Raw genomic sequence first — 23,673 nt, forward strand, 5'->3', positions numbered from 1 at the left:
ATTCGGTGGGCTTTGTGCTAACTATCGCTGATTATTCTTGCACTTGGTAATCAAATGCCGGAATCACGATTTCTACACGGCGGTTTTGCTCACGACCTTCTGCAGTCTTGTTCGAAGCAACCGGGTTACTTTCACCCTGACCTGTCGCTGTGATTCGAGAAGCTGCAATGCCTTTTTCTTCCAGTGCTGTAGCAACAGCCTGAGCACGTTTCTCAGACAGCTTCTGGTTGTAGGCTTCAGGACCGCTTGAGTCAGTGTGACCGGTCACTTCTACTTTTGCCTGTGGGTGTTCATTCATGAAGACCACCAGGTCATCCAGCTGAGCTTTTTTCTCAGCACTCAGCGATGCGCTGTCGTTAGCAAAGGTTTTGCTGTCCAGACGCTGGAAACTCAAAAGTTTTGGTTACGATCTGTGGCTCCGGCTCAGGTGCTGGCGCTGGCTCGGCAACTGGTGCTGGCTTCACAGGTGCCATTACCGGTGCTGGCTCGTCATTACCGCCAAAACGGTAAACCAGACCTAAGGTTGTTGTATGCGCTTTGGCACGTACAACATCGTTGTTGATATCACTCAGGTACTGATACTCAAGACGAACACCAAGATTGCTGGTTGCTGCATATTCCAGACCCGCAGCACCCAGGTATGAGTAGTCAGAAGAGTGACCGTAGAACACACGCGCACCACCGACTTTACCGTACAGGTCAAGAGAATCCGTCAGACCGACGCTCAGTTTCGGCGCGATAGTGAATGCTTCTGCCGTGTCGCGATCAATGCCCGCGCCATTAAATTTACCCAGGTAATCGTAACCACCTTCCAGTGCCAACCAATCGTTGAAGTTATAACCGAGTAAAGCCCCTGCCGTCGTACCATCCAAATCACATGATTCGGTGTTGTGACACGCGTCATCAAGCCAGGTTTTACCGACTTTCGCGCCAACATACACATCGGCCATAGCTGCCGTTGATGCGACTAACATTGACGTGGATACCATTGCTGCTAACTTTTTCATAACCATTCCTTACGGTTCATTATTGTGATTGTAAGACTCGCGACTTTAACGTCTTTGTGAACCTGTTCATTACCGACTTCCCGTTAAAAAGCGGGCCTCCGTAGTTAACTATAATGAATACCTATGAAAAGTTGCATATAGTTTTGGTTAAGTTTTGTTAGTTTTCTGCGAATTCTCGAATATAAACGCTTGCAAATCGCACGGTTATCTCACTTCTGACCCAATCAATAACATACAGATATAAAAAAACCGCAGTCATAAACTGCGGTTTTACATTCATATGTACTATTCAATCAGGCTGATATTAAAACCGCCGGTAGGTTTGAATATTACTGTGCGTTTGCTTCACGCTCTTCAATGTATGCCAGTGCCAGCTTGATACGAGCAATGACACGCTCCTGACCGATCAGGTTCATCACAGCATCCACGGAAGGAGACTGACCACCGCCAGTTACAGCAACGCGCAGTGGCATACCGATTTTACCCATGCCGATTTCCAGCTCTTCACACACAGCAGCAATCACCTGATGCAGTGCTTCAGTATTCCACTCTGTCAGAGCTTCAATCTTGCTCAGAGCAAGAGCCAGAGGCTCTTTCGCTACACCACGCAGGTGTTTTTTCGCAGCGCCGGCTTCAAATTCAGAGAAATCTTCAAAGAAGTAACGCGACTGCTCTGCCAGTTCAACCAAAGTATGGCAACGCTCACCCACCAGCTTAACAATGTCAGTCAGTGCCGGGCCATTGTCTTTGTTGATGCCTTGGTGATCAAAATGCCATTCCAGATGCTTAGCAACATGTTCAGGTGACGAGGTTTTGATGTAGTGGTTGTTCAGCCACAACAGTTTGTCAGTGTTAAACGCAGATGCCGATTTAGAAATAGCATTCAGGCTGAACAGCTCAATCATCTCTTGCTGAGAGAAGATTTCCTGATCGCCATGACCCCAACCCAGGCGCACCAGGTAGTTGATCAGTGCTTCTGGCAGATAACCTTCATCACGGTATTGCATTACAGAGACCGCGCCATGACGTTTAGACAGTTTGGCGCCGTCGTCGCCCAGGATCATTGCACAGTGAGCAAAAGTCGGGATAGTCGCACCCATTGCTTTGTAGATGTTGATCTGACGCGGCGTGTTGTTGATATGGTCTTCACCACGGATAATGTGGGTAATGCCCATGTCTACGTCGTCAACAACAACACAGAAGTTGTACGTTGGCGAGCCGTCTGTACGACGAATGATCAGATCATCCAGTTGGTCGTTACGGATTTCGATACGGCCACGGATCTGGTCATCAAAGACCACACTGCCTTCTTTCGGGTTGCGGAAACGGATAACACAAGGATCACCCTCTTTTGCCGCTTCGTTGACCGCTTTGATCTTTGGATGGTTCGCATCGTAACGAGCCATCTCTTTATTCGCTTCCTGCTCAGCACGAATTTCGTCCAGCAACTCTTTTGAAGCGTAACATTTGTAAGCTTTGTCTTCGGCCAGAAGCTGTTCAACCACTTCGTTGTAACGGTCAAAGCGCTTCGTCTGGTAGTAAGGGCCTTCATCCCAATCCAGTCCAAGCCAGCTCATGCCTTCCAGAATGGCATCTACTGCTTCCTGAGTTGAACGCTCAAGGTCAGTATCTTCGATACGCAGTACAAATTCTCCGCCCTGACTTTTTGCATAAAGCCAAGAATACAGTGCGGTACGGGCACCACCTACGTGAAGAAAGCCAGTTGGGCTGGGAGCAAAACGAGTCTTAACCGTCATTATGATTTACCTTTGTCTGGAACTTCTGCTGAGAGTTCAGCATGCGCGAAATTTTGGCCAGTATTCTAGCACCCACAGCTCCCAGTCCACAACGGTGATTGGCATATTCAGCTGCGCTTTAGCCCGGATGGACCTGAAAAGTTGCCCCGAGATGAACAAAGCTTGACCTTGCCGCAAGGGGAAGGTTTATCCTGCTATTATTAGATATCGGAGGGAAAACCATGAGCCATTTTACTTTAAGTTTATCGGGTTTAAATTGCATGGGCTGCGCACGTAAGCTTGAGCGCCGCATTAATGAAGATTTCAGTGCCGAGATTCAGACTCTCTCTCCGACCTTTATCGAACTGGATGTCGATGCGTCGCTTGATCAAGTGCTTGATAGTGTCGAATCTCTTGGCTATCAGGGCGCAGAGGCTCTCGAATTTGATCTGCAAGGGCTGAGCTGCGGGGGGTGTGTCAACAAACTGACCAAACAGCTCGAACAGAGTAACCAGATTGCACGCCTGAAAGTAAACAAAGACTCACTCTCACTAAGAACGACTTTAAGCGCAGACGACATCATCGCCAAAGTAGCTGAGGTGGGTTACCAGGCACAACTGACCGGCACTGCGGCAAACTCTGAGACGGCCGCACAAGTCGAGTCAGATGCAGTCTCTCACACCGTAACCACTCCTGACTCTGGTCAAGACAAGGTGACGGCTGCCCAGTCTCCGGTGGCCTCTATCGCACAATCAGCACCGGCAGACTCCTCACAAGTCAGTACCCACTTACTCATTAAAGGCATGACCTGCGCCAGCTGCGTTTCGTCGGTGGAAAAAGCGCTGAAATCCGTCAGTGGTGTCGACCTAGCGCAAGTTAATCTGGCAGAAACAGAGCGCACTGGTCATCGCAACCGAGGACGTCACCGCGCAATTGGTTGCCGCTGTGCAAAAGGCCGGTTATCAGGCTGAATCCGTCGATGATCCGGCCGAACAACAGCAAAAACAGCAGGCGCAACTTGAACAGGTGAAAAAAGAGCACCAACGCAGTGCTCTGGCTGGTCTGGTGGTCGGTGTGCCACTTATGGCCTGGGGCGTGCTGGGCGGCAACATGATGATCCGTTCCGGCAGCGATCAAATCGCCTGGGGGATCATCGGCTTATTGTGCCTGGCGTTACTTGCCACCGCCGGACGCAGCTTTTTCAGCAGTGCCTGGCAAGCGCTGAAACATGGCCGCGCCACTATGGATACTCTGGTTGCACTTGGTACCGGCGCAGCCTGGTTTTATTCCGTTCTGGTGGTGGTGTTTCCGGACTGGTTCCCGCCCGCTGCACGCCATGTCTACTTTGAGGCCACAGCGATGATCATTGGCCTGATTTCACTCGGTCATTATATCGAAACCAGTGCCAAAGCCCGGACCACCCAATCGTTGCAGGCCCTGATTAACCTGCAGCCACAACAAGCGACTCTGATTGAAGGCAACACCGAGCGCACCATCGCGGTTGCAGAAATCAGCCAGGGTATGCAGCTGCGGATCAAACCCGGTGAAAAAGCCCCGGTGGACGGTAAAGTCCTCGACGGCGACTCGTATATCGATGAGTCAATGCTAACCGGCGAGCCAATCCCAGTGCACAAATCCGCCGGCGATCATGTTTCCGCCGGAACCATTAACCAGGACGGCAGCCTGATCATCACCGCCACCGGAACAGGCTCGCAAACCATGCTGGCCAGAATTATCCAGATGGTACGTCAGGCGCAAAGCAGTAAACCGGCGATTGCAAAAATGGCTGACCAAATTTCCGCGGTATTCGTACCGACCGTGGTCGCCATCGCTTTGCTGGCTGCCGCCGTCTGGTTCTGGGTCGGTCCTGAACCTCGCGCCAGTTACATGCTGGTGATCGCCACCACGGTTCTGATTATCGCCTGTCCTTGTGCCCTTGGCCTTGCCACCCCGCTTTCAGTGACCGTCGGAGTCGGTAAAGCCGCGGAAATGGGCATACTGATCCGGGATGCCAACGTACTGCAAAGCGCCAGCAAGATAGACACCGTGGTGTTTGATAAAACCGGCACCCTGACCGAAGGTAAGCCTGTCGTACAACAAGTGGTCACCTTGCAGGGCGAAGAGTCCGTGATGCTCGGCCTGGCTGTTGCGCTGGAGCAACATTCAGAACATCCGCTGGCCAAAGCGATTATTGACTACGGCAAGCAGCATCAGGTTAAAGCGGCGACGATTTCTCAATTTAATAATCTGCGTGGCCGTGGGCTGGAGGCGCAGTATCAAGATCAGAAAATTCAGGTCGGGTCACTGGATCATTTCCAGCACAGCGGGATTAACCTCGACCCGGCGCAGCAAACGCTGCAGGAATTTGCCCGTCAGGCCTGGACCCCCGTAGCTATTGCCTGTCAAGGACAGTTACTCGGATTTATCGCTATTGCCGACCCGATTAAGCAGAGTGCGCAGCAAGCCATACGCGCCCTCAACGAGATGAATATTCATACCGTAATGCTGACAGGGGACCATCAAAGCGTAGCCGATGCTATCGCCAGAGAGCTTGGTATCCAGCAGGTGATTGCCCAGGTGCTGCCTGATCAGAAAGCGCAGCAAATAGAGCAACTGCAGAGTGAAGGCCGACGTGTTGCAATGGTTGGTGACGGCATCAATGATGCACCGGCACTAGCACAAGCAGATATCGGTATCGCGATGGGCAGCGGCAGTGATGTAGCCATAGAAAGCGCTCAGATGACGTTGCTTAACTCCTCACCACTGGCCGTCGTCAGCGCTATCGAACTGTCTCGGGCCACAGTGAAAAATATGAAACAGAACTTACTGGGAGCCTTTATTTACAATACATTAGGTATCCCGATTGCTGCCGGCGTGCTCTACCCTGCGTTCGGCTTTTTGCTCAGTCCGGTGGTCGCAGGGGCAGCCATGGCGCTGTCTTCGATCACTGTGGTCAGTAATGCCAACCGACTGCGCTTGGTGAAAACTCGTTTTCATTCCTGAATACAAGAGGCAACTATGAATAAATACTCACTCGGACTTGCACTGTTGTTTGCGTTTTCCGGCCAGGCGTTAGCCACCGATGTCATTAACCATAAGTCTCCTTATTGTGGCTGCTGCGGCGAATGGAGCAAGCATATGCAAGAGCACGGTTTTAATGTTAAAGAACAGCTGCACAACAATATGAATGGCATTAAGCAGCAACTGGGGATCACTCTGCAGTTAGCATCCTGCCATACGGCTGAAATCAATGGTTATGTGTTTGAAGGGCATATCCCGGCGGCAGACATTGAGGCTTTCCTCGCTAACCCGCCGAAAAATGCCAAAGGCCTCGCGGTTCCCGGTATGCCTATGGGTTCGCCGGGCATGGAGTATGGCGATCAGAAAGATGCCTACGTGGTGTACGCCTTTAACGAACAAGGCCAGACCTTCAAATACCGGCAATACCCCGCCAATCAGTAATGCCCACCCTAACAGCCCTGCTTCGTGCAGGGCTGTTACTTATTGCGCATGCACATGCTTTACGGGACACACACCTACCATCTTCGTCATCACCCAATCACTGCGTTGAAGTATGTGCGTACAGGACAGACACCCTAACCTCACGGTTTCAGGCTTTATCCACCATTTGCCTGCCGTCGGGTAAAGGTGTGTGTCCTCGTTAAGAAGAAACAGCTTGCACCGGGAGTAACCACAAGGTGTGGGTCCGGCGAAAAATAAAGGTGCGTGTCCCGCTTAAAAACAGTCATAACAAGTCGACCTTTGCCTGCGGGTTCCGGTAAGGTAACTATCTTCAAATACGCAAGGAATACATTATGGCCGGGATCTCCCGCATTATCACCACATGCTGTCTGTTGGCCGCCCTCTCTCTTCATGCAGAGCCTCTTTACTGGCAAGCCAGTAAAGGCAATCTTCAACTGACAATTTTTGGCTCGATCCACGTTGGTGAGCCGAAAATGTATCCTTTACCGCAGCCTGTATACCAGGCTCTGCAGGACGCAGACGGCTTAATCGTTGAAGCCGATATTCGCAACAATCAACATATCCGTTACCCGTACGGGCAACCCAGCGCTGAGCAAGTTTTATCCGATGAGCAGGTTTTTATGCTGGATAAGGTGGTAAAAGATCTGGGTCAGGACGCTGAAGTATTTCGCCAACTGGCGCCATGGAAAGCTGCTTTATCAATCCAGTTAATGCAACTGCAACAACTCGGCTTTCATCCGACACAAGGCGTCGATGCCGTACTGATGGACCAGGCAATCAAAACCAATAAACCCATCGTGGCCCTAGAATCGGTCCAGTTTCAGGTTGATCTGCTGACCAAGCAACCTGATGCCGGTCAGGAGATGTTGACGGCCCTGCTCGAAGACTGGGAAAAAAATCAGGCCATGACTGAATGCATGATCGACAGCTGGATTGCCGGCGACGTCGACAATCTTAATTCAATGGCACAACTGACCGAGATGTCTCCTGAGCTGGAACAAGCCATGGTGCAAAACCGCAACCGCGACTGGGCTGATAAGCTGGCCAGCGGTCAGTTGCTGCCCCAAAGTCAGAGTCAATATCTGATGGTGGTAGGAACCCTGCACCTGGTCGGCCAAGACAACCTGCTGAGTATGCTGCAACAGCGCGGTTTTACCGTACACAAGCTCAATCATTCCCAAACGGCAGATTGTCAGTTTTATTAAGTAAGTGAGGGTCTAGGGTCTAGGGTCTAGGGTCTAGGGTCTAGGGTCTAGGGTCTAGGGTCTAAAATTCAAACACCGGAAATGAAAAAAGCCCCGTCATTTCTGACGAGGCTTTTCAATATGGTCGGTGAAGAGGGATTCGAACCCCCGACCCTCTGGTCCCAAACCAGATGCGCTACCAAACTGCGCTATTCACCGATAACGTTGTGTATAGTACGGATTCTGATTTTTGGTGCAAGCCCTTTAGCAGATTTTTTTTGCATTTTTGTTTTGTTCGCTTAAAACTCCATCAAACACAAAAAAATGTGACTAAAAACACAGCGATATAAACATTGTCGCAACCTATGCAACATAATTAATCCAGATCAGTGTCGTCTCCCTCAACAGATTTTACCTTAGTCCTGTCTTCGAACGCTTTGGAGGGAATACGGACCGACAGCTCAAGCTCCTATTGGGTAATGCAATTAGGAAAGTATCTTGAAGCTCTGGGTCTGGTGCTGTTACACAGCGATTTCTTCATTTGTCAAAGTCATGAACGACAAATCTCCTCACTAGATCGCTTAGCTGCTATTGCAAAATAGAATTTCGCTATGCACCGGAGTAGGTAACTTGTCTGCTCCGGTTTTTTATTATTAGTCGTTGATCACCCACACCATTCCGTTGGTATAATCCTGATATTCAATAATGATTTCGAGATGCGATTATGTCTCAGGATGATTTCGAACTGTTTCAGCAGATGATGGGAGACGTCAAACCCATCACACAAGACACCGCTGAACTGAAAAAACACCACACCATCACCGAAGGTCATCTGGCCAAGCGCGAAGCGGCAATGAGCCTGTCCGAAGACGACCCTGAGTATCTGTCGATCGACTTCGCACCAATGCTTAAACCAGACGATATCATTGAGTTCAAGCGTGACGGAGTGCAGGAAGGCGTTTTCCGCAAATTACGTCTGGGCAAGTATCCGGTTCAGGCCCGCCTTGATCTGCATCGCAAAACACTCAAACAGGCACGGGATGAAGTGGTCAACTTCCTCAGGCAGTGCATGCGCATGGATATCCGCACGGTGCTCATCGTGCATGGTCGCGGTGAAAAGTCTAATCCGCCGGCGATGATGAAAAGTTATGTCGCCAATTGGCTCCATCAGATTCAGGACGTGCAATGTGCTCACTCGGCACAGCGTTTCCATGGCGGCAGTGGCGCGGTCTACGTGCTGCTGAAAAAGAGCGCTGACAAAAAAAGTGAGAATCGCGAACGCCATCAGAAACGACTTGGCTAATCACGCTGACTTGCTACAATGCGCGCCAACCAAGCGTCGCTGAAACGCGCGCATTTACGCAGACGATATATCCTCTGCCTCCCGCTTGCCGTGGCTAACGCTGTGCGAGCCCATTCCGTTGTGAAACGTCAGGAGAACTCATGTCGCAACCTATCGAAAAACGCCTCAATAAATTTATCAGTGAAACAGGCTTTTGCTCACGCCGCGAAGCAGACAAACTGATTGAACAGGGCCGCGTGACCATCAATGGCCAGTTGCCGGAGATGGGCACCAAAGTTACGGAAAACGATGACGTATGCATTGATGGCAAGCCTCTGCGCAGTAAGGAAAAGCCGGTTTATATTGCCCTTAACAAACCGACCGGTATCACTTGTACCACTGAGCGTGATATCCCGGGTAACATCGTGGATTTTATCGGTCACAAGAAGCGTATTTTTCCGATTGGCCGCCTCGATAAACCCTCTGATGGTCTGATTTTTCTCACCAACGACGGTGATATCGTCAATAAAATTCTGCGCGCCGGTAACAGTCATGAAAAAGAGTACGTAGTGCGGGTCGATAAGCCGATCACACCTGAGTTCATCAACCAGATGGCATCAGGGGTCAAGATCCTCGATACCGTGACTCTGCCATGTAAAGTCACGCAGGAAACCAAATTCTCGTTCCGTATCGTTTTGACGCAAGGACTTAACCGCCAAATTCGCCGTATGTGTGAAGCGCTGGGCTATGAAGTGTTCAAACTGCGCCGGGTGCGCATCATGAACATTTCACTGGACGGGATTCCGAATGGTAAATGGCGTTACCTGACCGATGCGGAGATTGCCGAGATCCTGGCGATGTGTGAAGGCTCCAGCGGCACTGAAGAAGCATCGCGAGTTGATAATAAAGGCCAGCGCATTCGTAAAGCGACGGATGCCAAATTGTATGACAGTCGCGAAGAAAACCAACACTCGAGAGCACGCCGCAACCCGAAAACGTTCCGCGGCCATAATGCCGATGAATACCGTCATGCACCGAACTCGAAAAAGGGCCAGCAGCGCCAGTCAGAGCGCTCCGCAGAACGGGCGAACGGCAAGACAGAACGCGACAACGCTAAAACTTACAGCGATAAAGCGCCTGCAGCACGTAAACCAAAAAGTTACGTTTCCAACACATCTCATAAGCCCAATGTTACACCACGCAAAGGTGGAACACTGAGTCTGAAAAAATAGCACCATGATGCAGAAGCGTTGATTTGCTGGTAAACGTTAATTTGCTAATAAGAAAGGGAGCCATTGGCTCCCTTTTCAGTTTATAACAAGCTCGCGTTAAGCTTACTTGGTACCGAAGATTTTGTCACCGGCATCGCCCAGACCCGGAACGATATAGCCTTTATCATTCAGTTTCTTATCGATAGCCGCTGTGTACAGCTCAACATCCGGGTGCGCTTTCTCCAGTGCTTCAACACCTTCAGGCGCGGCCACCAGCACCAGTACTTTAATCTGGTTACAGCCTTTCTCTTTCAGAAGATCGATGGTTGCAATCATAGAGCCGCCGGTCGCCAGCATAGGGTCGACAACCAGAGCAATACGCTCTTCCATGTTCGAGGCCAGCTTATTGAAATAAGGTACCGGCTCAAGTGTTTCTTCATCACGGTAAATACCGACCACGCTGATACGTGCGCTCGGCATGTGTTCCAGAACGCCATCCATCATGCCCAGACCAGCACGCAGAATCGGCACGACCGTCACTTTTTTACCTTTAATTTGCTCTACTTCAACCGGGCCATTCCAGCCTTCAATGGTGACTGTTTCAGTTTCAAAGTCAGCGGTAGCCTCATAAGTCAGCAGGCTGCCAACTTCGGTTGCTAACTCACGAAAACGTTTAGTGCTGATATCACCTTCTCGCATCAGGCCAATTTTATGTTTCACTAGAGGGTGTTTCACTTCAACAACTTTCATTTCCATCTCCGGCATAATTTAATCAAACTTTCCGATTATACACTGAAATTCACCTTATGTTGACGTTTGTCCGGGATTTTTAGCGCTGTCATCGCCCGATTCAGCGCGCTTATTCCGCCCTTCAGCCCTTGTGCCACATAAACTTTGCCCCACAAGCCCGCCTCATCCAGGATCCCGTTCGAGGCGGAAAAATCAAATTGGGCGTAAAAATTTCAGGTTACAAAAATGGCAGAAAAAAACTGACGCAAACGTTTTCCTTTTTGTTTTAAGCCCTGTAGAATAACGCCGTTTTCATATCCAACTAGATCGAGGACTTTCCCCGTGAGCGGCAACAACACTTCTCTTAGCTACAAAGATGCTGGCGTAGATATCGATGCAGGCAACGCGCTTGTTGAACGAATTAAAGGTGCAGTAAAGCGTACTCGTCGCCCAGAGGTAATGGGTGGCATTGGTGGCTTTGGTGCATTGTGTGAACTCCCAACCAAATACAAACAACCGGTCCTGGTGTCAGGCACGGATGGTGTGGGTACCAAACTACGTCTTGCTTTGGATATGAAAAAGCATGACACCATTGGTATCGACCTGGTTGCGATGTGTGTGAACGACCTGATCGTACAAGGCGCTGAACCACTGTTCTTCCTTGACTACTATGCAACCGGTAAACTAGACGTTGATACCGCAGCAGACGTAGTCTCCGGCATTGCTGACGGCTGTCTGCAAGCTGGCTGTGCCCTGATCGGTGGTGAAACTGCTGAAATGCCAGGCATGTACGAAGGTGAAGACTACGACGTGGCAGGTTTTTGTGTCGGTGTAGTCGAAAAAGAAGATATCATTGACGGCAGCAAAGTCGCAGCCGGCGACGCACTGATTGCTGTGGGCTCCAGCGGCCCTCACTCAAACGGCTACTCTCTGGTTCGTAAGATCCTGGAAGTATCCGGCGCTGACAAAAATGAGCTACTGGAAGGTAAAGCAATTGGCGAACACCTTCTGGAGCCAACAAGAATTTACATCAAATCAGGTTTAAAACTGATTGCTGAGCATGACATTCATGCGATTTCTCACATCACTGGTGGTGGTTTCTGGGAAAACATTCCTCGCGTACTGCCAGAAGGCACTAAAGCGGTTATCGACGGCAAGAGCTGGGAATGGCCTGCAATCTTCAAATGGCTGCAACAGCAGGGCAATGTAAACACTCACGAAATGTACCGTACATTTAACTGTGGTGTCGGCCTTGTGATTGCACTGCCAAAAGAGCAGGCTCAGGCTGCGGTAGAACTGCTGCAGCAAGAAGGTGAAACCGCATGGGTTATTGGTGAAATCGCCGCTGCTCAGGAAAATGAAGAGCAAGTAGAGATCAAATAATCAATGAAAAGTATTGTTGTTTTAGTTTCAGGAAATGGTACCAATTTACAAGCGATCATCGATGCTTGTGAAACAAGTATTAGCGATGGCAAAGTAACGGCTGTTTTTTCAAACAAAGCAACTGCTTATGGCTTAGAACGAGCTAAAAAAGCAGGTGCGGCTGCAGTGTTTGTCGATCCAAAAGCGTTTGAAACGCGTGATGCATTCGATCACGCCCTGATGCAACAGATCGATGAATATCAGCCGGACCTGATTGTTCTGGCCGGTTACATGCGAATTCTGAGTAGTGAATTCGTGCGCCATTATATAGGTCGCATGATCAATATTCACCCGTCGCTGTTGCCGAAATACCCGGGGCTGAATACCTATCAGCGCGCTATCCATGCCGGTGATGAAGAGCACGGTACCAGTGTTCATTTCGTTACCGAGCAACTTGACGGTGGCCCGGTGATTCTGCAAGCCAGTGTGCCTATCTACGATGAAGATACGGTGGATAGCCTGACCAAACGCGTTCAGGAGCAGGAATACCGCATCTACCCGCTGGTGACCCAGTGGTTCGTTGAAGGACGCCTGGAGATGAAAGAGGGTAAAGCCTATCTTGATGGTAATCCGCTTGGCATCCACGGCCATCCTGACCAGTAACCGTCCGGGACAAAAAAGTTGATACAAAAAAGGGTTGATATGATATCAACCCTTTTTTTATTTGTGCCAACCAGCCCCAACGACTGGCAGAAGCCGGGACTACTCCAATGGCGCTTTCGGCGACTGGTCTCCCGGTTTACCCGGCACAAACTCAACATCCGCCAGTTGCTCAACATTGGTTGCAATCAGCTCACCACAATGAAACAGGTTATACTCTCCAGGCTTCATGCGCTGCCAGATTTCATTCATGGTCAATGGCTGAGTCGCGATCACCGACACCACATCATTCGGTGTGGTCTCTTCCTGGAAATTGACTTCAACATCTTCATCGATCAACGCAGCATGTCCGAACGGCGCGCGGCGGGTAATCCAGTATAAGTGGTTGGTGCAGTAGCTCATCACGTAGTCGCCATCGGATAACAGCATGTTAAACACGCCTTTGGCGCGTAACTGGTCACACAGCGTAGCAATGTAGGCAAACACTTCGGTCATATCCTCAGGGATCTGCGGATAACGGTGCTCCAGCTCATCCAGCAGCCAGCAAAAGGCAACTTCACTGTCTGTCTCACCAACCGGTCGATGGCGACCGGAAATCAGATGCTGATAATCCGTCAGCTGACCATTATGAGCAAACGTCCAGTACCGCCCCCATAACTCACGGGTAAACGGATGGGTATTCTCCAGATTCACACCACCGCGATTTGCCTGACGAATATGGCTGATCACCGCGCAGCTTTTGATGGGGTAATTCTGAACCAGTTCAGCAATTTTTGACTGGCAACTTGGGCTGGGATCTTTAAAAGTACGAAAGCCTTTACCTTCATAAAAGGTGATTCCCCAGCCGTCACGATGCGGGCCGGTACGTCCGCCACGCTGCATCAGGCCGGTAAAACTAAAACAGATATCGGTTGGCACATTAGCGCTCATGCCGAGCAATTCACACATGGTTTAAACCACTCCTCTTTAAACCACACTTAACCTTTCAGCCATCCCAGAGTCCCGGGCCGCAGCCCGGGTTTCTTGATTACGCCATCTCTTTTTCAATCAACTGAATGACAATGTGGATAATCTTAATATGTACTTCCTGGATACGGTCTGCATAGCCAAAGTGAGGAACGCGGATTTCCACGTCGGCCACACCCGCCATTTTACCGCCGTCTTTCCCGGTCAGAGCGATGGTTTTCATCCCTTTCGCTTGGGCCGCTTCCATCGCTTTGAGGATGTTGCCAGAATTACCGGATGTCGACAGACCAAACAGCACATCCCCTTTAGTACCGACCGCTTCAACATAGCGCGAGAACACGAAATCGTAGCCGAAATCATTGCTCACACAAGACAGGTGACTTGGATCTGAAATGGCAATACCAGGGTAACCCGGGCGATTCTCACGGTAACGACCTGTCAGCTCTTCAGCAAAGTGCATTGCATCGCAGTGTGAGCCACCGTTACCACATGACAGCACTTTACCGCCCTGTTTAAAGGAGTCAGCGATCAGTTTCGCTGCGGCTTCAATCTGAGCCAGATTGTGCTCGTCGCTCAGAAACTTGTTCAGAACATCGGCCGCTTCAGTTAATTCACTTCTAATCAGATCCTGGTACATAGGTATATTCTCTTTATTACGCTGCTGGCAGACAAACTCTCTACAAATCGGAGAGTTTCGTTACCGATGAGTTTACCCAAACGATTTCCTCTGTCGAGAGTTAGCCTGCAAGATTTGCCACATTCAGCGTAAATCGCCTCCTAATACCCGGGCTTGATCCAAAATTTAGAAGCTTTACTCCATTCAGATCACTTTTAAGTATTGCAGGGTTTTACATTTTATTAATATTCCGATTACACTTAACTGGTAAGACCAGAATAAAACACAATCAAACACTCCGGTCTGAATAAGGATAAAAATATGGAAATCTTGCTCTCTGTCTGTGGGTTGATGGTTGTTCTCGGCGGCTGCCTCTATCATCGTACCTCGTTAACTACTGCCTTAGCCGCCCTGACCGTTACCCTGCTCGCCCTCACTCTGTTTGGTCCGCTGGGTACCATCAGTTGGGCCCTGTATCTGGCTGCGGTTGTCCTGCTGGCAATCCCTGCGGTACGCCAGTCCGTGCTATCGCGCAGAGCGCTGAGCGGCTTTAAAAAAGTTCTGCCGGCCATGTCGCAAACGGAAAAAGAAGCCCTCGACGCCGGTACGGTATGGTGGGAAGCCGAGTTGTTTAAAGGTAAACCTGACTGGCAACAGATGCATCGTATCAAGGCACCTGAACTGTCAGCCGAAGAGCAGGCATTTCTCGATGGCCCGGTCAATGAAGTCTGCGCTATGGTCAGTGATTACCAGGTCACCCATGAGCTGGCTGACCTGCCACCACAGGTGTGGCAGTACCTCAAACAACATAAATTCTTCGCCATGATCATCAAGAAGCAGTATGGCGGCCTGGAGTTTTCCGCTTACGCCCAAAGCCTGGTGCTGCAAAAACTGACCGGGGTGTCGGGAGTGCTTTCCTCAACCGTAGGCGTTTCCTAACTCCCTGGGTCCGGGTGAGCTGCTGCAACACTACGGCACCACAGAGCAAAAAGAATACTACCTGCCACGTCTGGCTGAAGGTCGTGAAATCCCCTGCTTTGCTCTGACCAGCCCGGAGGCCGGTTCCGATGCCGGTTCTATTCCGGATTTCGGTATCGTCTGTCACGGTGAGTGGCAAGGCAAACAGGTTTTGGGTATGCGTCTGACCTGGAACAAACGCTATATCACTCTCGCTCCGGTTGCGACTGTGCTTGGCCTGGCGTTTAAACTGCGCGATCCGGACGGTTTGTTAGGCGACAAACAAGAAGTGGGCATCACCTGTGCTCTGATCCCGACGGACCTGCCAGGGGTGGAAATTGGCAACCGCCACTTCCCGCTCAATGTTCCGTTCCAGAACGGCCCGACCCGTGCCAGTGAGCTGTTTGTGCCGCTCGATTTCATCATCGGGGGGCCGCAAATGGCCGGCCAGGGCTGGCGTATGCTGGTGGAATGTCTGTCGGTCGGACGCGGCATTACCCTGCCATCCAACTCAACCGGAGGTATCAAAACCGCAGCACTGGCGACCGGAGCCTACGCTCGTATCCGCCGTCAGTTCAAACAGCCTATCGGTCAGATGGAAGGCATCGAAGAGCCACTGGCCCGTTTGGCGGGTAATGCTTATGTGATGGATGCGGCCAGCAACATGACCGTCGCCGCCATCGATAGCGGGGAAAAACCTTCGGTGATCTCGGCCATTGTTAAATATCACTGCACCCATCGTGGTCAGCGTGCCATTATCGATGCGATGGACATCGTGGGCGGTAAAGGGATCTGCCTGGGCCCCTCTAACTTCCTGGCGCGCGGATATCAGGGCGCCCCGATTGCCATTACTGTCGAAGGGGCCAATATTCTGACCCGCTCAATGATTATTTTTGGCCAGGGTGCGATCCGTTGTCATCCCTATGTTCTGCAGGAAATGGCAGCGGCCTATTCCGATCAGCCGGACGCTTTAGCCCAATTTGATAAGGCTCTTGCCGGTCACGTCAGCTTTACCCTCAGCAACCTGGTACGCAGTATCTGGTTTGGCCTGAGCGACGGACGCGGCTCACAGGTTCCGGTGCGGGATGCGACCCGACGTTACTACCAGCAGCTCAACCGCTACAGTGCCAACCTGGCACTGCTGGCTGATATCTCCATGGCAGTGCTCGGTGGCTCACTGAAACGCAAAGAGCGCCTGTCTGCGCGACTGGGGGATATTCTCAGTCAGCTTTACCTCAGCTCCGCGACCCTGAAACGGTTTGACAATGACGGGCGACCGGCTGAAGACCTGCCTCTGGTGCACTGGGGACTGCAAGACAGCATGCAGCAAGCAGAAGTGGCTATTGATGAGTTCCTGGCCAACTTCCCGAACCGCCTGCTGGGCAGAGTGCTGCGAATGCTGATTCTGCCATTTGGCCGGGTGCGTCAGGCGCCCAGTGACAAGCTCGACAGTCAGGTGGCGAAAATTGTGCAAACACCAAGTGCCACCCGCGACCGCCTGGGCCGCAATCAGTACCTCGAGCCGAGCGAACACAACCCGGCCGGTAAAATTGAGCTGGCTTTGCAGGTGATACTCGAAGCTGAACCGCTGTTTGATAAAGTGTGCCAGGCACTCAACCAGCGCCGTCCGTTCACCGGTCTGGATGAAGTGGCCAAACTGGGGCTGCAGAACAATATCCTGACGCCGGAACAGGCAAAACTCCTCAGCGAAGCTGAAGCGCACCGTCTGGCCACCATCAATGTGGATGATTTTGCGCCGCAGGAGCTGGCCGCAGAGAAAACTTCTCCGCATCTGGGTGATGCCGCCTGAGTCGCAGATCCGCCGCCCCCACGGGCTGATAACAGCTAGGTGTAAACCAAAACGTGTAAACTAAACAGGAGGCAAAAGCCTCCTGTTTTTTGTTATCGCTCTGTTCACTGACTGCTCAGCTGCAAGCCGCTTCACTTTATTTACTGACCGTTAACCCTATCACTGCTTAGTGAATGACGTAGCCGCAGCTTGTGCTATTTTTTCGGCACATTGAGCTGCATCTCCGGCTTCGGCTCTCTGCCGACGCGTAATTTACGCATCACAAACCAACCAACCACAATCAGCAGTAAAACCACCAGATTACCCACCACAATGTAAATGATGCTGCGCTGACGTGCATCTTCGCGCATCTGAATCATCAGACGTTCCTGCTCTATTTTACGCTTAGCGGCCGCTTCCTCTTCCTGCAAGCGGCGGGTTGCCGCTAAATCAATGCCTTTAACGACGCTGTAGGTATGCAGACCAATCGGAAAGTAGAGCTCGCGCTGACTGGCCAAATCGGTCGCATACAATTTAGCCTGCCACGAATAGTTGCCGACCTTTTCACGGTTCGGAATCGTCAGCGTTACCTTCAGTGCCTCTTTCGCAGCCACACCTTCGGTAAGAAACTGCTCGTGGTCAGCATTGAAATGCTCCACATGGGCAGCCAGTGATCCAGGCTCAATCATACCCTGCTCGCCGCTGACGACCAGCTGGTGCGGCTGACCATCTTCACGGGACTGGATAAAGGTGGTCGAGACCGGTGACGGATACACCAGTACTTCCTGTTCCTGAGCTCGCAGGAAAACGCCGTTGCCGGAAGTAATTCGCACCCGGTACTTGCCAGGGTCGGGGGAAATCGGCAGCGAGACTGTAAACACGCCATCACCCGGTTTTTCATCCAGCCCCTGACCATCATCGGCAAATTCACCAATCACAGTCGGCAGTGGACGGGCCTCTTTGAGCAACGACTCTTCGTTTTCGATGTACTTGGTAAAGGTTACTTTCAGATTCACGCGATCCAAAAAGTCCCTCAGCAGCAGAGGCTTGCCATCGGAAGTCAGACGGGCCGTAAACTTGATCTCCTCCCCCTGATAAACCCGGTTCGGAAACACATCTGAGCTGAGCTGAAGGTGAGAAATAAGCTTGATATTGTTCCTCGGCGACACCTTCCCCACTGCCTGCCAGGGGCCCGGCATCGGATTATCAATCGAGATGATGTCCATAGCAGGCTCTTCGTACCAGCGTACATTGTCCGGCTTGCGCCAGGCGTAATACTTTTTACCATCCGGACGAACCAGGACCACCGGCTGAGAATTGTTTTCACGATAGATCACAAAGGTGATCTGAGAGATGGTCGGATCGACCCGAAACCGGTTATCCAGCAAAGACAGGGTTGACTCATCGCTGGCAAATGCACTGACACTAAACAGTAATCCGAATAATACCAACCCTATTCTAAACATAGATTCTCCCTACTGGCGCCAGAGGCACGCCCCATTTTTTTCAACAAGATCCAGGCGTTTCCTGGTGTGCTTGTATTTCATCGGCCGTCGCACGCAAAACCTTTAGCGCTTTTCGACCTTCACTGACCCGTTTGATGTTATCGCCACCAGCGCCGTTTTCCTGTGACCCGGCGGAGAATTGCAGCGAAGTCTGGCCACCGGTCATCAGCAGATAAACATCAGCAAGGATCTCGGCATCGAGCAATGCCCCGTGCAAAGTACGGTGTGAGTTATCAATACCGTAGCGCTCACACAGAATGTCCAGGTTGTTACGTTTGCCCGGGAAGATTTTCTTCGCCATGGCCAGCGTATCGGTTATCTGACAGTACTGCTCGGTTTTACCAATCGAAGCGTTGAGTTTACTGAACTCATAATCCATAAAGCCGACGTCGAAGGGCGCGTTGTGAGCGACCAACTGGGCGCCTTTGATAAAGTCGAGAAACTCATCATGCACATCTTTATATTCCGGCTTATCGACCAGAAATTCATCGGTAATACCATGCACTTCCACCGCTTCGGCCTGGATTTCACGATCCGGTTTGAGGTAAACATGGAAATGACGACCGGTCAGCTTACGGTTGATGATCTCCACCGCACCGATTTCGATGATCCTGTGCCCTTCGTAATGAGGACCGCCTTCAAGGTTCATACCTGTGGTTTCGGTATCGAGAACCACAATGCGACCGTAATCAGAATTGTTGCTAGTATTCATGAGGATTTATATGTCAGACTATGCCAATTGTGTGCCAAACCCAATAGTATCAAATCATGAAGAAACAGGTGGAAATTTTCACTGACGGTTCTTGTTTAGGCAATCCGGGGCCGGGCGGCTACGGGGTCGTTATGCGCTATAAACAAGTGGAAAAAACCCTTGCCAAAGGCTATCGCCTCACCACCAATAACCGCATGGAAATGCTGGCGGCCGTGGTCGCGCTGCAAACCCTGAAAGAGCCGTGCGAGGTGCAACTGACCACCGACAGCCAGTATGTGCGTCAGGGTATCACCCAGTGGATTCATAACTGGAAAAAACGCGGCTGGAAAACGGCCGATAAAAAACCGGTCAAAAATGCCGACTTATGGCAGGCACTGGATAAAGAAACCGCGCGCCATAAAGTGGAATGGCACTGGGTAAAAGGCCATGCCGGTCACCGCGAAAACGAAATGTGTGACGAACTGGCACGCACCGCGGCTGAAAATCCCACCGAAGAAGATACCGGTTATCAACCAAGTTGATGTTGCAGCTCGGTTGATGCACCTTATATGGCCGGGCTAGACGTTTCCAAGTTCAATGTTTCAGCTAGCAGCGCCTCAGGCGTTATTTCTGTTCAGACATCTGTTTAGACTGAGATTTAACCCGGTAATTCACTCCGACTGGTGACAAACGACGTTTGAAACGCCAGTGTGGTTTAATCGGCTTAAGCGGATAGGTACGCTTGCGCGCCACGATGAAATACAGGCTGCCAAAGACACGCCCGTAGTCACCAAGACCATTTTCCAGCCAGGTCCACAGCGGACGATATTTCTGCATCGGAAACAACGCATACTGATCGCACTCCACGACCTGATAATTGAGCACTCCAAGCCAGTCTTTAATCCGGTTAGGGGTAAACATGCGTCCGCTCCACGGCAGGCTACGCTTACGCCAAGGCAAAAAACTGGCCAGCCCGGTCAGACTGAGCGGGTTAAAGCCGGTCAGAATGATGTAGCCATCATCAATCAAGACCCGGTCTACCTCACGTAACATCCGGTGCGGGTCGTTACAGTAGTCCAGTTGATGGGTCACGATCACGGCATCAATACTGCGTTCCAAAAAGGGTAATTCACCACTGTCGGCGATCACAGTATGCAATGGGTTCTGGATATCGAGATGAACTTGGTGTTGAATATTACAGTTACAACTGGCAAGTTCGCAGCTCAGGCCACCCAGTTTCAACATATGATAGCCAAACAGTTTCGGGCACCACTCATCAAGCCGGGTTTGAATCGACTCACAGACCCACTGGCCATTTTTCATTTGAGACCACGAATGCGGTGTCTCAAGTTTTTTTTCACTGCGTGCTGGTTTCATTGCTAACTCGCTTCACCAAGGTGACTGGAGATAACTCATGTTACATATCAAAAGCATACCCGCATTTAATGATAATTACATCTGGCTGATTAAAAATAGCGATCAGCGTTGTGCGGTGGTCGATCCGGGCGATGCCGCGCCGGTGCTTGACTATCTGGCTCAGCATGAACTGGTTTCTGGATGCCATCCTGATCACCCATCATCACCATGACCATATCGGCGGAGTGCCTGAACTGGTGCGTCAGTTTCCGCACGTTGATGTCGTCGGCCCATCCAAAGAGCCGATTCCGACCCAGACCCATCCGGTCGACGGCGGCGATCAGATTGAGCTGTTTGATGAACGTTTTATGGTGCTTGATTTACCGGGCCATACCCTGGGCCATATCGGCTATGTCGGCGACGGCAAGCTGTTTTGTGGCGACGTGCTGTTTTCTGCCGGCTGCGGGCGGGTATTTGAAGGCACGATGGAGCAGATGTTCACGTCACTAAACAAACTCACCAGCCTGCCTGATGAAACCGAGGTGTACTGCGCACACGAATACACCGCCAGTAACATCGCTTTTGCCATGGCCGTCGAGCCCGATAACGAACAGTTACAAATTTATCGTGATGAAGTCATCCGCCTGCGCGGCCAGGGTAAATCCACCCTGCCGACCACTCTGCAACGGGAGAAATGGATCAATCCTTTCTTGCGCACACAGGCTTCAAGCGTCATGAAGTCAGTGAGCAATCGCACCGAGCAAACGGATGCGTTGTCGGTATTTAGTGCATTACGTGAGTGGAAGAACGAATTTTGACGTATTCTTGCTTGTCACGGGATTAATACGGAAAGTATTATCAGCAGCCAACGATAAAAAAGGCTGTCTTACATGCGAGTACAATTCAGCTGGGTAATTGCACTGCTACTTGCCGGATGCCAAACTACCCAGCCTTTGAGTCAAGATACATCAGAAAACAGGGAAAAGAGCACTGCATCTGCCCAGATGACCGTGCCGCCAACCCCATCCAAAACTACGCTGAAAGCCCCGAAGGTAGTCCCCCCTCAGGAGCAGGATGACGTGTGGCAGCGCATCGCTATGCAACTGTCGCTGCCGATTCCGGATGACGAAACGGTCAACTACTACCGCACCTGGTATATCAAACATCCGGGCCATTTAGCGATTGTCGCCGAGCGGGCCAAACCTTTTCTGCATTTAATTACCGAAAAAATCGAACAGCGTCATCTGCCACTCGAACTGGCTCTGCTGCCTGTAGTGGAAAGTTCGTTCGATGCGTTTGCCTATTCACACGGCAGTGCGGCCGGCTTGTGGCAGTTTGTACCGGCGACCGGCAAAATGTACGGTCTTAAGCAGAACTTCTGGTATGACGGACGTCGTGATGTAGACGCCGCCACGGATGCTGCGCTCGATTACCTGACCTATCTGGGTAACCGTTTTGACGGCAACTGGTATAACGCCATTGCCGCCTACAACAGTGGCGGCGGCCGGGTCTCCCAGGCGATGCGTAAAAACATACGCCACGGAAAACCGACCGATTTCTTCTCACTCGACCTGCCGAAAGAAACCAGCGGTTATGTGCCTAAGTTACTGGCTCTGGCTGATATCATCGCCAACCAGGAAAAATACGGTATCGAGCTGCCAGCGATCGCTAACCAGCCGGTACTGAAACTGGTTGATCCGAAAGAGCAGCTCGACCTCGCCATTGCGGCCAAGTATGCCGGCATCAGCGTCAAAGAACTGCAAAGCTATAACCCGGCCTTTAACCAGTGGGCCACGGCGCCTAACGGGCCGCATCAACTGCTGATCCCGGTTGATAAAGTCACGCGCTTTGAACAGCAAGTGGCCGCCAATAAAGGCAAAGGGATGAAGCTGATTCGTTATCAGGTGAAAAGCGGTGATACCCTGAGCGTGATAGCCAATCGCTACAACACCACCACCAAAGTTCTGCAAACTGCCAATAGCCTGTCCGGCACCTCGATTCGTATCGGACAGCATTTGATGGTACCGACGTCAGTCAAAGATGAAAAAGCCTATGCGTTAAGCGCCAGTAACCGTCTGGCCAAAACCCAGTCTTTGGCCCGCGGGCAGTACAAGCTGACCCATACCGTGCACTCCGGCGAGAGCCTGTGGACCATCGCACGAGCAAACAACGTGTCGCATCAGGCATTAGCCAAATGGAACGGTATGGGCCCGCGCGATACCTTGCGGGTAGGGCAGAAATTGGTGATCTGGAAAGACAGCAGCGACGGCGCCATCATCCGCACCGTATTTTATCAGGTACGCAGTGGTGACACCCTGAGCGGCATCGCTTCGCGCTTCAGTGTCAAAACACGTGATATCGTGCAGTGGAATGAATTATCGAATCAGAAATACCTGCGCCCGGGCCAGAAACTGAAATTGTATGTTGATGTCACTAAGGTCACGGTATGACACCTTCAGGTAATCCTTTGATCATGCTGGTGGATGTTTTCCGTTCACCGAGCGACTGTTTTGCCGCCCTCTACCAGCGCAGTCTGTGGGGCTGGCAAACCTATCTGGTGTTAATGATTACGCCGTTTCTGTTCTGGGGAGCGTACTTTGATAACGTTAACTTTGAGTGGCTTCGGCAAGGTCTGCAGGCACAACTGACCAGCGCCAACCCGGCGCAGCTGGAACTGCTGCAGCCGGATACACTGATGGCCAGTGAAATTATCAGCGATCTGGTGGGGCGGACTCTGACCATTCTGACCCTGGCGTTGTGGTTTCGTCTGGCAACAAAGCCGGTCGCGCCACAGATGGGCTACTGGAAATGGTTTGCCGCCAGCAGCGTGGTGCTGTTCCCGGCTGTGATTGGTGATTTAGCCAGTTACGTCAGTCTGTTACTTAAGCATGGTCAGGTGATGAACTACGCCGCAGACCTCAATAGCCTCAATGGCCTGATTAAACTGCCTCTGACCAGTGACTGGGCTCAGTTTGCCGGTGCTTTCCCGCTGCTGCTGCCTTGGTACATTGTGCTGGGTTATACCGCGGTCGGCACCTGGACTCAGCTTGAACGCGGTCAGGTGCTGGTGATCGCCACCCTGCCCTGGCTGGCGTTTTACCTGATCTGGGCCCTGTTTATCGGCTTAAGTTAACCTTTA

Annotated in this window: 15 protein-coding genes, 1 tRNA gene and 5 pseudogenes; 12 read left to right on the plus strand and 9 right to left on the minus strand. The window is 51.2% G+C overall.

Going from position 1 to position 23,673, the window contains the following annotated elements; translation table 11 throughout:
• Positions 1-31 precede the first annotated feature (31 nt).
• Both ABDK09_19935 and gltX read right to left on the minus strand, forming a co-directional pair.
• Positions 32-1,007, minus strand: a pseudogene (locus tag ABDK09_19935) (OmpA family protein).
• Positions 1,008-1,336: 329 nt separating this feature from the next.
• Entirely contained in the window at positions 1,337-2,764 is a 1,428-nt protein-coding gene (gltX, locus tag ABDK09_19940) for a glutamate--tRNA ligase (GenBank protein ID XAW89123.1), read from the minus strand.
• 221 nt (positions 2,765-2,985) lie between these two features.
• On the opposite strand from gltX, the pseudogene ABDK09_19945 reads away from it, so the two are divergent.
• From ABDK09_19945 to ABDK09_19955, 3 genes and pseudogenes are all read left to right on the plus strand, one after another.
• Positions 2,986-5,746: pseudogene (locus ABDK09_19945) on the plus strand (heavy metal translocating P-type ATPase).
• 15 nt (positions 5,747-5,761) lie between these two features.
• Positions 5,762-6,205: a DUF411 domain-containing protein gene (locus ABDK09_19950; protein ID XAW89124.1), complete on the plus strand. Its 444-nt coding sequence runs from the start codon at positions 5,762-5,764 to the stop codon at positions 6,203-6,205.
• A gap of 353 nt (positions 6,206-6,558) precedes the next feature.
• Entirely contained in the window at positions 6,559-7,431 is an 873-nt protein-coding gene (locus ABDK09_19955; GenBank protein ID XAW89125.1) for a TraB/GumN family protein, read from the plus strand.
• Positions 7,432-7,552: 121 nt separating this feature from the next.
• Here the strand turns inward: ABDK09_19955 and ABDK09_19960 are convergent.
• Positions 7,553-7,629 (minus strand) — tRNA-Pro (locus tag ABDK09_19960).
• 505 nt (positions 7,630-8,134) lie between these two features.
• Between ABDK09_19960 and smrA the strand changes: the two genes are divergently transcribed.
• Positions 8,135-8,713, plus strand: coding sequence for a DNA endonuclease SmrA (gene smrA, locus ABDK09_19965; GenBank protein ID XAW89126.1), 579 nt, complete (start codon positions 8,135-8,137; stop codon positions 8,711-8,713).
• Positions 8,714-8,853: 140 nt separating this feature from the next.
• On the plus strand, positions 8,854-9,924 hold the full coding sequence (gene rluF / locus ABDK09_19970) for a 23S rRNA pseudouridine(2604) synthase RluF (GenBank protein ID XAW89127.1): 1,071 nt from the start codon (positions 8,854-8,856) through the stop codon (positions 9,922-9,924).
• Positions 9,925-10,026: 102 nt separating this feature from the next.
• Here the strand turns inward: rluF and upp are convergent, their stop codons facing one another.
• Positions 10,027-10,653 carry a uracil phosphoribosyltransferase gene (gene upp, locus ABDK09_19975; GenBank protein ID XAW89128.1) on the minus strand — a complete coding sequence of 209 codons (627 nt, stop codon included), beginning with the start codon at positions 10,651-10,653 and terminating at the stop codon, positions 10,027-10,029.
• Positions 10,654-10,974: 321 nt separating this feature from the next.
• Between upp and purM the strand changes: the two genes are divergently transcribed.
• Complete coding sequence (purM, locus tag ABDK09_19980; GenBank protein ID XAW89129.1) at positions 10,975-12,015, plus strand: phosphoribosylformylglycinamidine cyclo-ligase; 1,041 nt, start codon at positions 10,975-10,977, stop codon at positions 12,013-12,015.
• A gap of 3 nt (positions 12,016-12,018) precedes the next feature.
• Positions 12,019-12,657: a phosphoribosylglycinamide formyltransferase gene (gene purN, locus ABDK09_19985; protein XAW89130.1), complete on the plus strand. Its 639-nt coding sequence runs from the start codon at positions 12,019-12,021 to the stop codon at positions 12,655-12,657.
• 99 nt (positions 12,658-12,756) lie between these two features.
• Here the strand turns inward: purN and ABDK09_19990 are convergent, their stop codons facing one another.
• Positions 12,757-13,602 carry a class II glutamine amidotransferase gene (locus ABDK09_19990; protein ID XAW89131.1) on the minus strand — a complete coding sequence of 282 codons (846 nt, stop codon included), beginning with the start codon at positions 13,600-13,602 and terminating at the stop codon, positions 12,757-12,759.
• A gap of 79 nt (positions 13,603-13,681) precedes the next feature.
• Positions 13,682-14,257, minus strand: a complete 576-nt coding sequence (gene lpcA, locus ABDK09_19995) for a D-sedoheptulose 7-phosphate isomerase (protein XAW89132.1) — start codon at positions 14,255-14,257, stop codon at positions 13,682-13,684.
• A 300-nt stretch (positions 14,258-14,557) separates the two neighbouring features.
• Between lpcA and fadE the strand changes: the two are divergent.
• A pseudogene (gene fadE, locus ABDK09_20000) lies at positions 14,558-17,003 on the plus strand (acyl-CoA dehydrogenase FadE).
• Between the two features lie 194 nt (positions 17,004-17,197).
• On the opposite strand, the gene ABDK09_20005 reads toward fadE, so the two are convergent.
• Both ABDK09_20005 and dnaQ read right to left on the minus strand, forming a co-directional pair.
• On the minus strand, positions 17,198-18,448 hold the full coding sequence (locus ABDK09_20005; GenBank protein ID XAW89133.1) for a TIGR03503 family protein: 1,251 nt from the start codon (positions 18,446-18,448) through the stop codon (positions 17,198-17,200).
• A 9-nt stretch (positions 18,449-18,457) separates the two neighbouring features.
• Positions 18,458-19,199, minus strand: a pseudogene (gene dnaQ / locus ABDK09_20010) (DNA polymerase III subunit epsilon).
• Positions 19,200-19,255: 56 nt separating this feature from the next.
• Between dnaQ and rnhA the strand changes: the two are divergent.
• The gene (gene rnhA / locus ABDK09_20015; protein XAW89134.1) at positions 19,256-19,720 is read left to right on the plus strand and encodes a ribonuclease HI; all 465 of its coding nucleotides are present in this window, start codon (positions 19,256-19,258) and stop codon (positions 19,718-19,720) included.
• A gap of 82 nt (positions 19,721-19,802) precedes the next feature.
• Here the strand turns inward: rnhA and ABDK09_20020 are convergent, their stop codons facing one another.
• Positions 19,803-20,555, minus strand: coding sequence for a class I SAM-dependent methyltransferase (locus ABDK09_20020; protein ID XAW89135.1), 753 nt, complete (start codon positions 20,553-20,555; stop codon positions 19,803-19,805).
• Between the two features lie 37 nt (positions 20,556-20,592).
• Between ABDK09_20020 and gloB the strand changes: the two are divergent.
• From gloB to ABDK09_20035, 3 genes and pseudogenes are all read left to right on the plus strand, one after another.
• Positions 20,593-21,352: pseudogene (gene gloB / locus ABDK09_20025) on the plus strand (hydroxyacylglutathione hydrolase).
• Positions 21,353-21,424: 72 nt separating this feature from the next.
• Positions 21,425-22,984, plus strand: coding sequence for a LysM peptidoglycan-binding domain-containing protein (locus tag ABDK09_20030; protein ID XAW89136.1), 1,560 nt, complete (start codon positions 21,425-21,427; stop codon positions 22,982-22,984).
• Complete coding sequence (locus tag ABDK09_20035; GenBank protein XAW89137.1) at positions 22,981-23,667, plus strand: YIP1 family protein; 687 nt, start codon at positions 22,981-22,983, stop codon at positions 23,665-23,667. The genes ABDK09_20030 and ABDK09_20035 overlap by 4 nt, the downstream gene beginning before the upstream one ends.
• Positions 23,668-23,673 lie beyond the last annotated feature (6 nt).

It is taken from the genome of Vibrio sp. CDRSL-10 TSBA (genome assembly GCA_039696685.1).
Classification (GTDB): Bacteria; Pseudomonadota; Gammaproteobacteria; order Enterobacterales; family Vibrionaceae; genus Vibrio.

Coding starts and splice junctions, on each gene's coding strand:
- gltX (XAW89123.1), bottom strand. CDS start 2,764: ATGACGGTTAAGACTCGTTTTGCTCCCAGCCCAACTGGCTTTCTTCAC.
- ABDK09_19950 (XAW89124.1), top strand. CDS start 5,762: ATGAATAAATACTCACTCGGACTTGCACTGTTGTTTGCGTTTTCCGGC.
- ABDK09_19955 (XAW89125.1), top strand. CDS start 6,559: ATGGCCGGGATCTCCCGCATTATCACCACATGCTGTCTGTTGGCCGCC.
- smrA (XAW89126.1), top strand. CDS start 8,135: ATGTCTCAGGATGATTTCGAACTGTTTCAGCAGATGATGGGAGACGTC.
- rluF (XAW89127.1), top strand. CDS start 8,854: ATGTCGCAACCTATCGAAAAACGCCTCAATAAATTTATCAGTGAAACA.
- upp (XAW89128.1), bottom strand. CDS start 10,653: ATGAAAGTTGTTGAAGTGAAACACCCTCTAGTGAAACATAAAATTGGC.
- purN (XAW89130.1), top strand. CDS start 12,019: ATGAAAAGTATTGTTGTTTTAGTTTCAGGAAATGGTACCAATTTACAA.
- ABDK09_19990 (XAW89131.1), bottom strand. CDS start 13,602: ATGTGTGAATTGCTCGGCATGAGCGCTAATGTGCCAACCGATATCTGT.
- lpcA (XAW89132.1), bottom strand. CDS start 14,257: ATGTACCAGGATCTGATTAGAAGTGAATTAACTGAAGCGGCCGATGTT.
- ABDK09_20005 (XAW89133.1), bottom strand. CDS start 18,448: ATGTTTAGAATAGGGTTGGTATTATTCGGATTACTGTTTAGTGTCAGT.
- rnhA (XAW89134.1), top strand. CDS start 19,256: ATGAAGAAACAGGTGGAAATTTTCACTGACGGTTCTTGTTTAGGCAAT.
- ABDK09_20020 (XAW89135.1), bottom strand. CDS start 20,555: ATGAAACCAGCACGCAGTGAAAAAAAACTTGAGACACCGCATTCGTGG.
- ABDK09_20030 (XAW89136.1), top strand. CDS start 21,425: ATGCGAGTACAATTCAGCTGGGTAATTGCACTGCTACTTGCCGGATGC.
- ABDK09_20035 (XAW89137.1), top strand. CDS start 22,981: ATGACACCTTCAGGTAATCCTTTGATCATGCTGGTGGATGTTTTCCGT.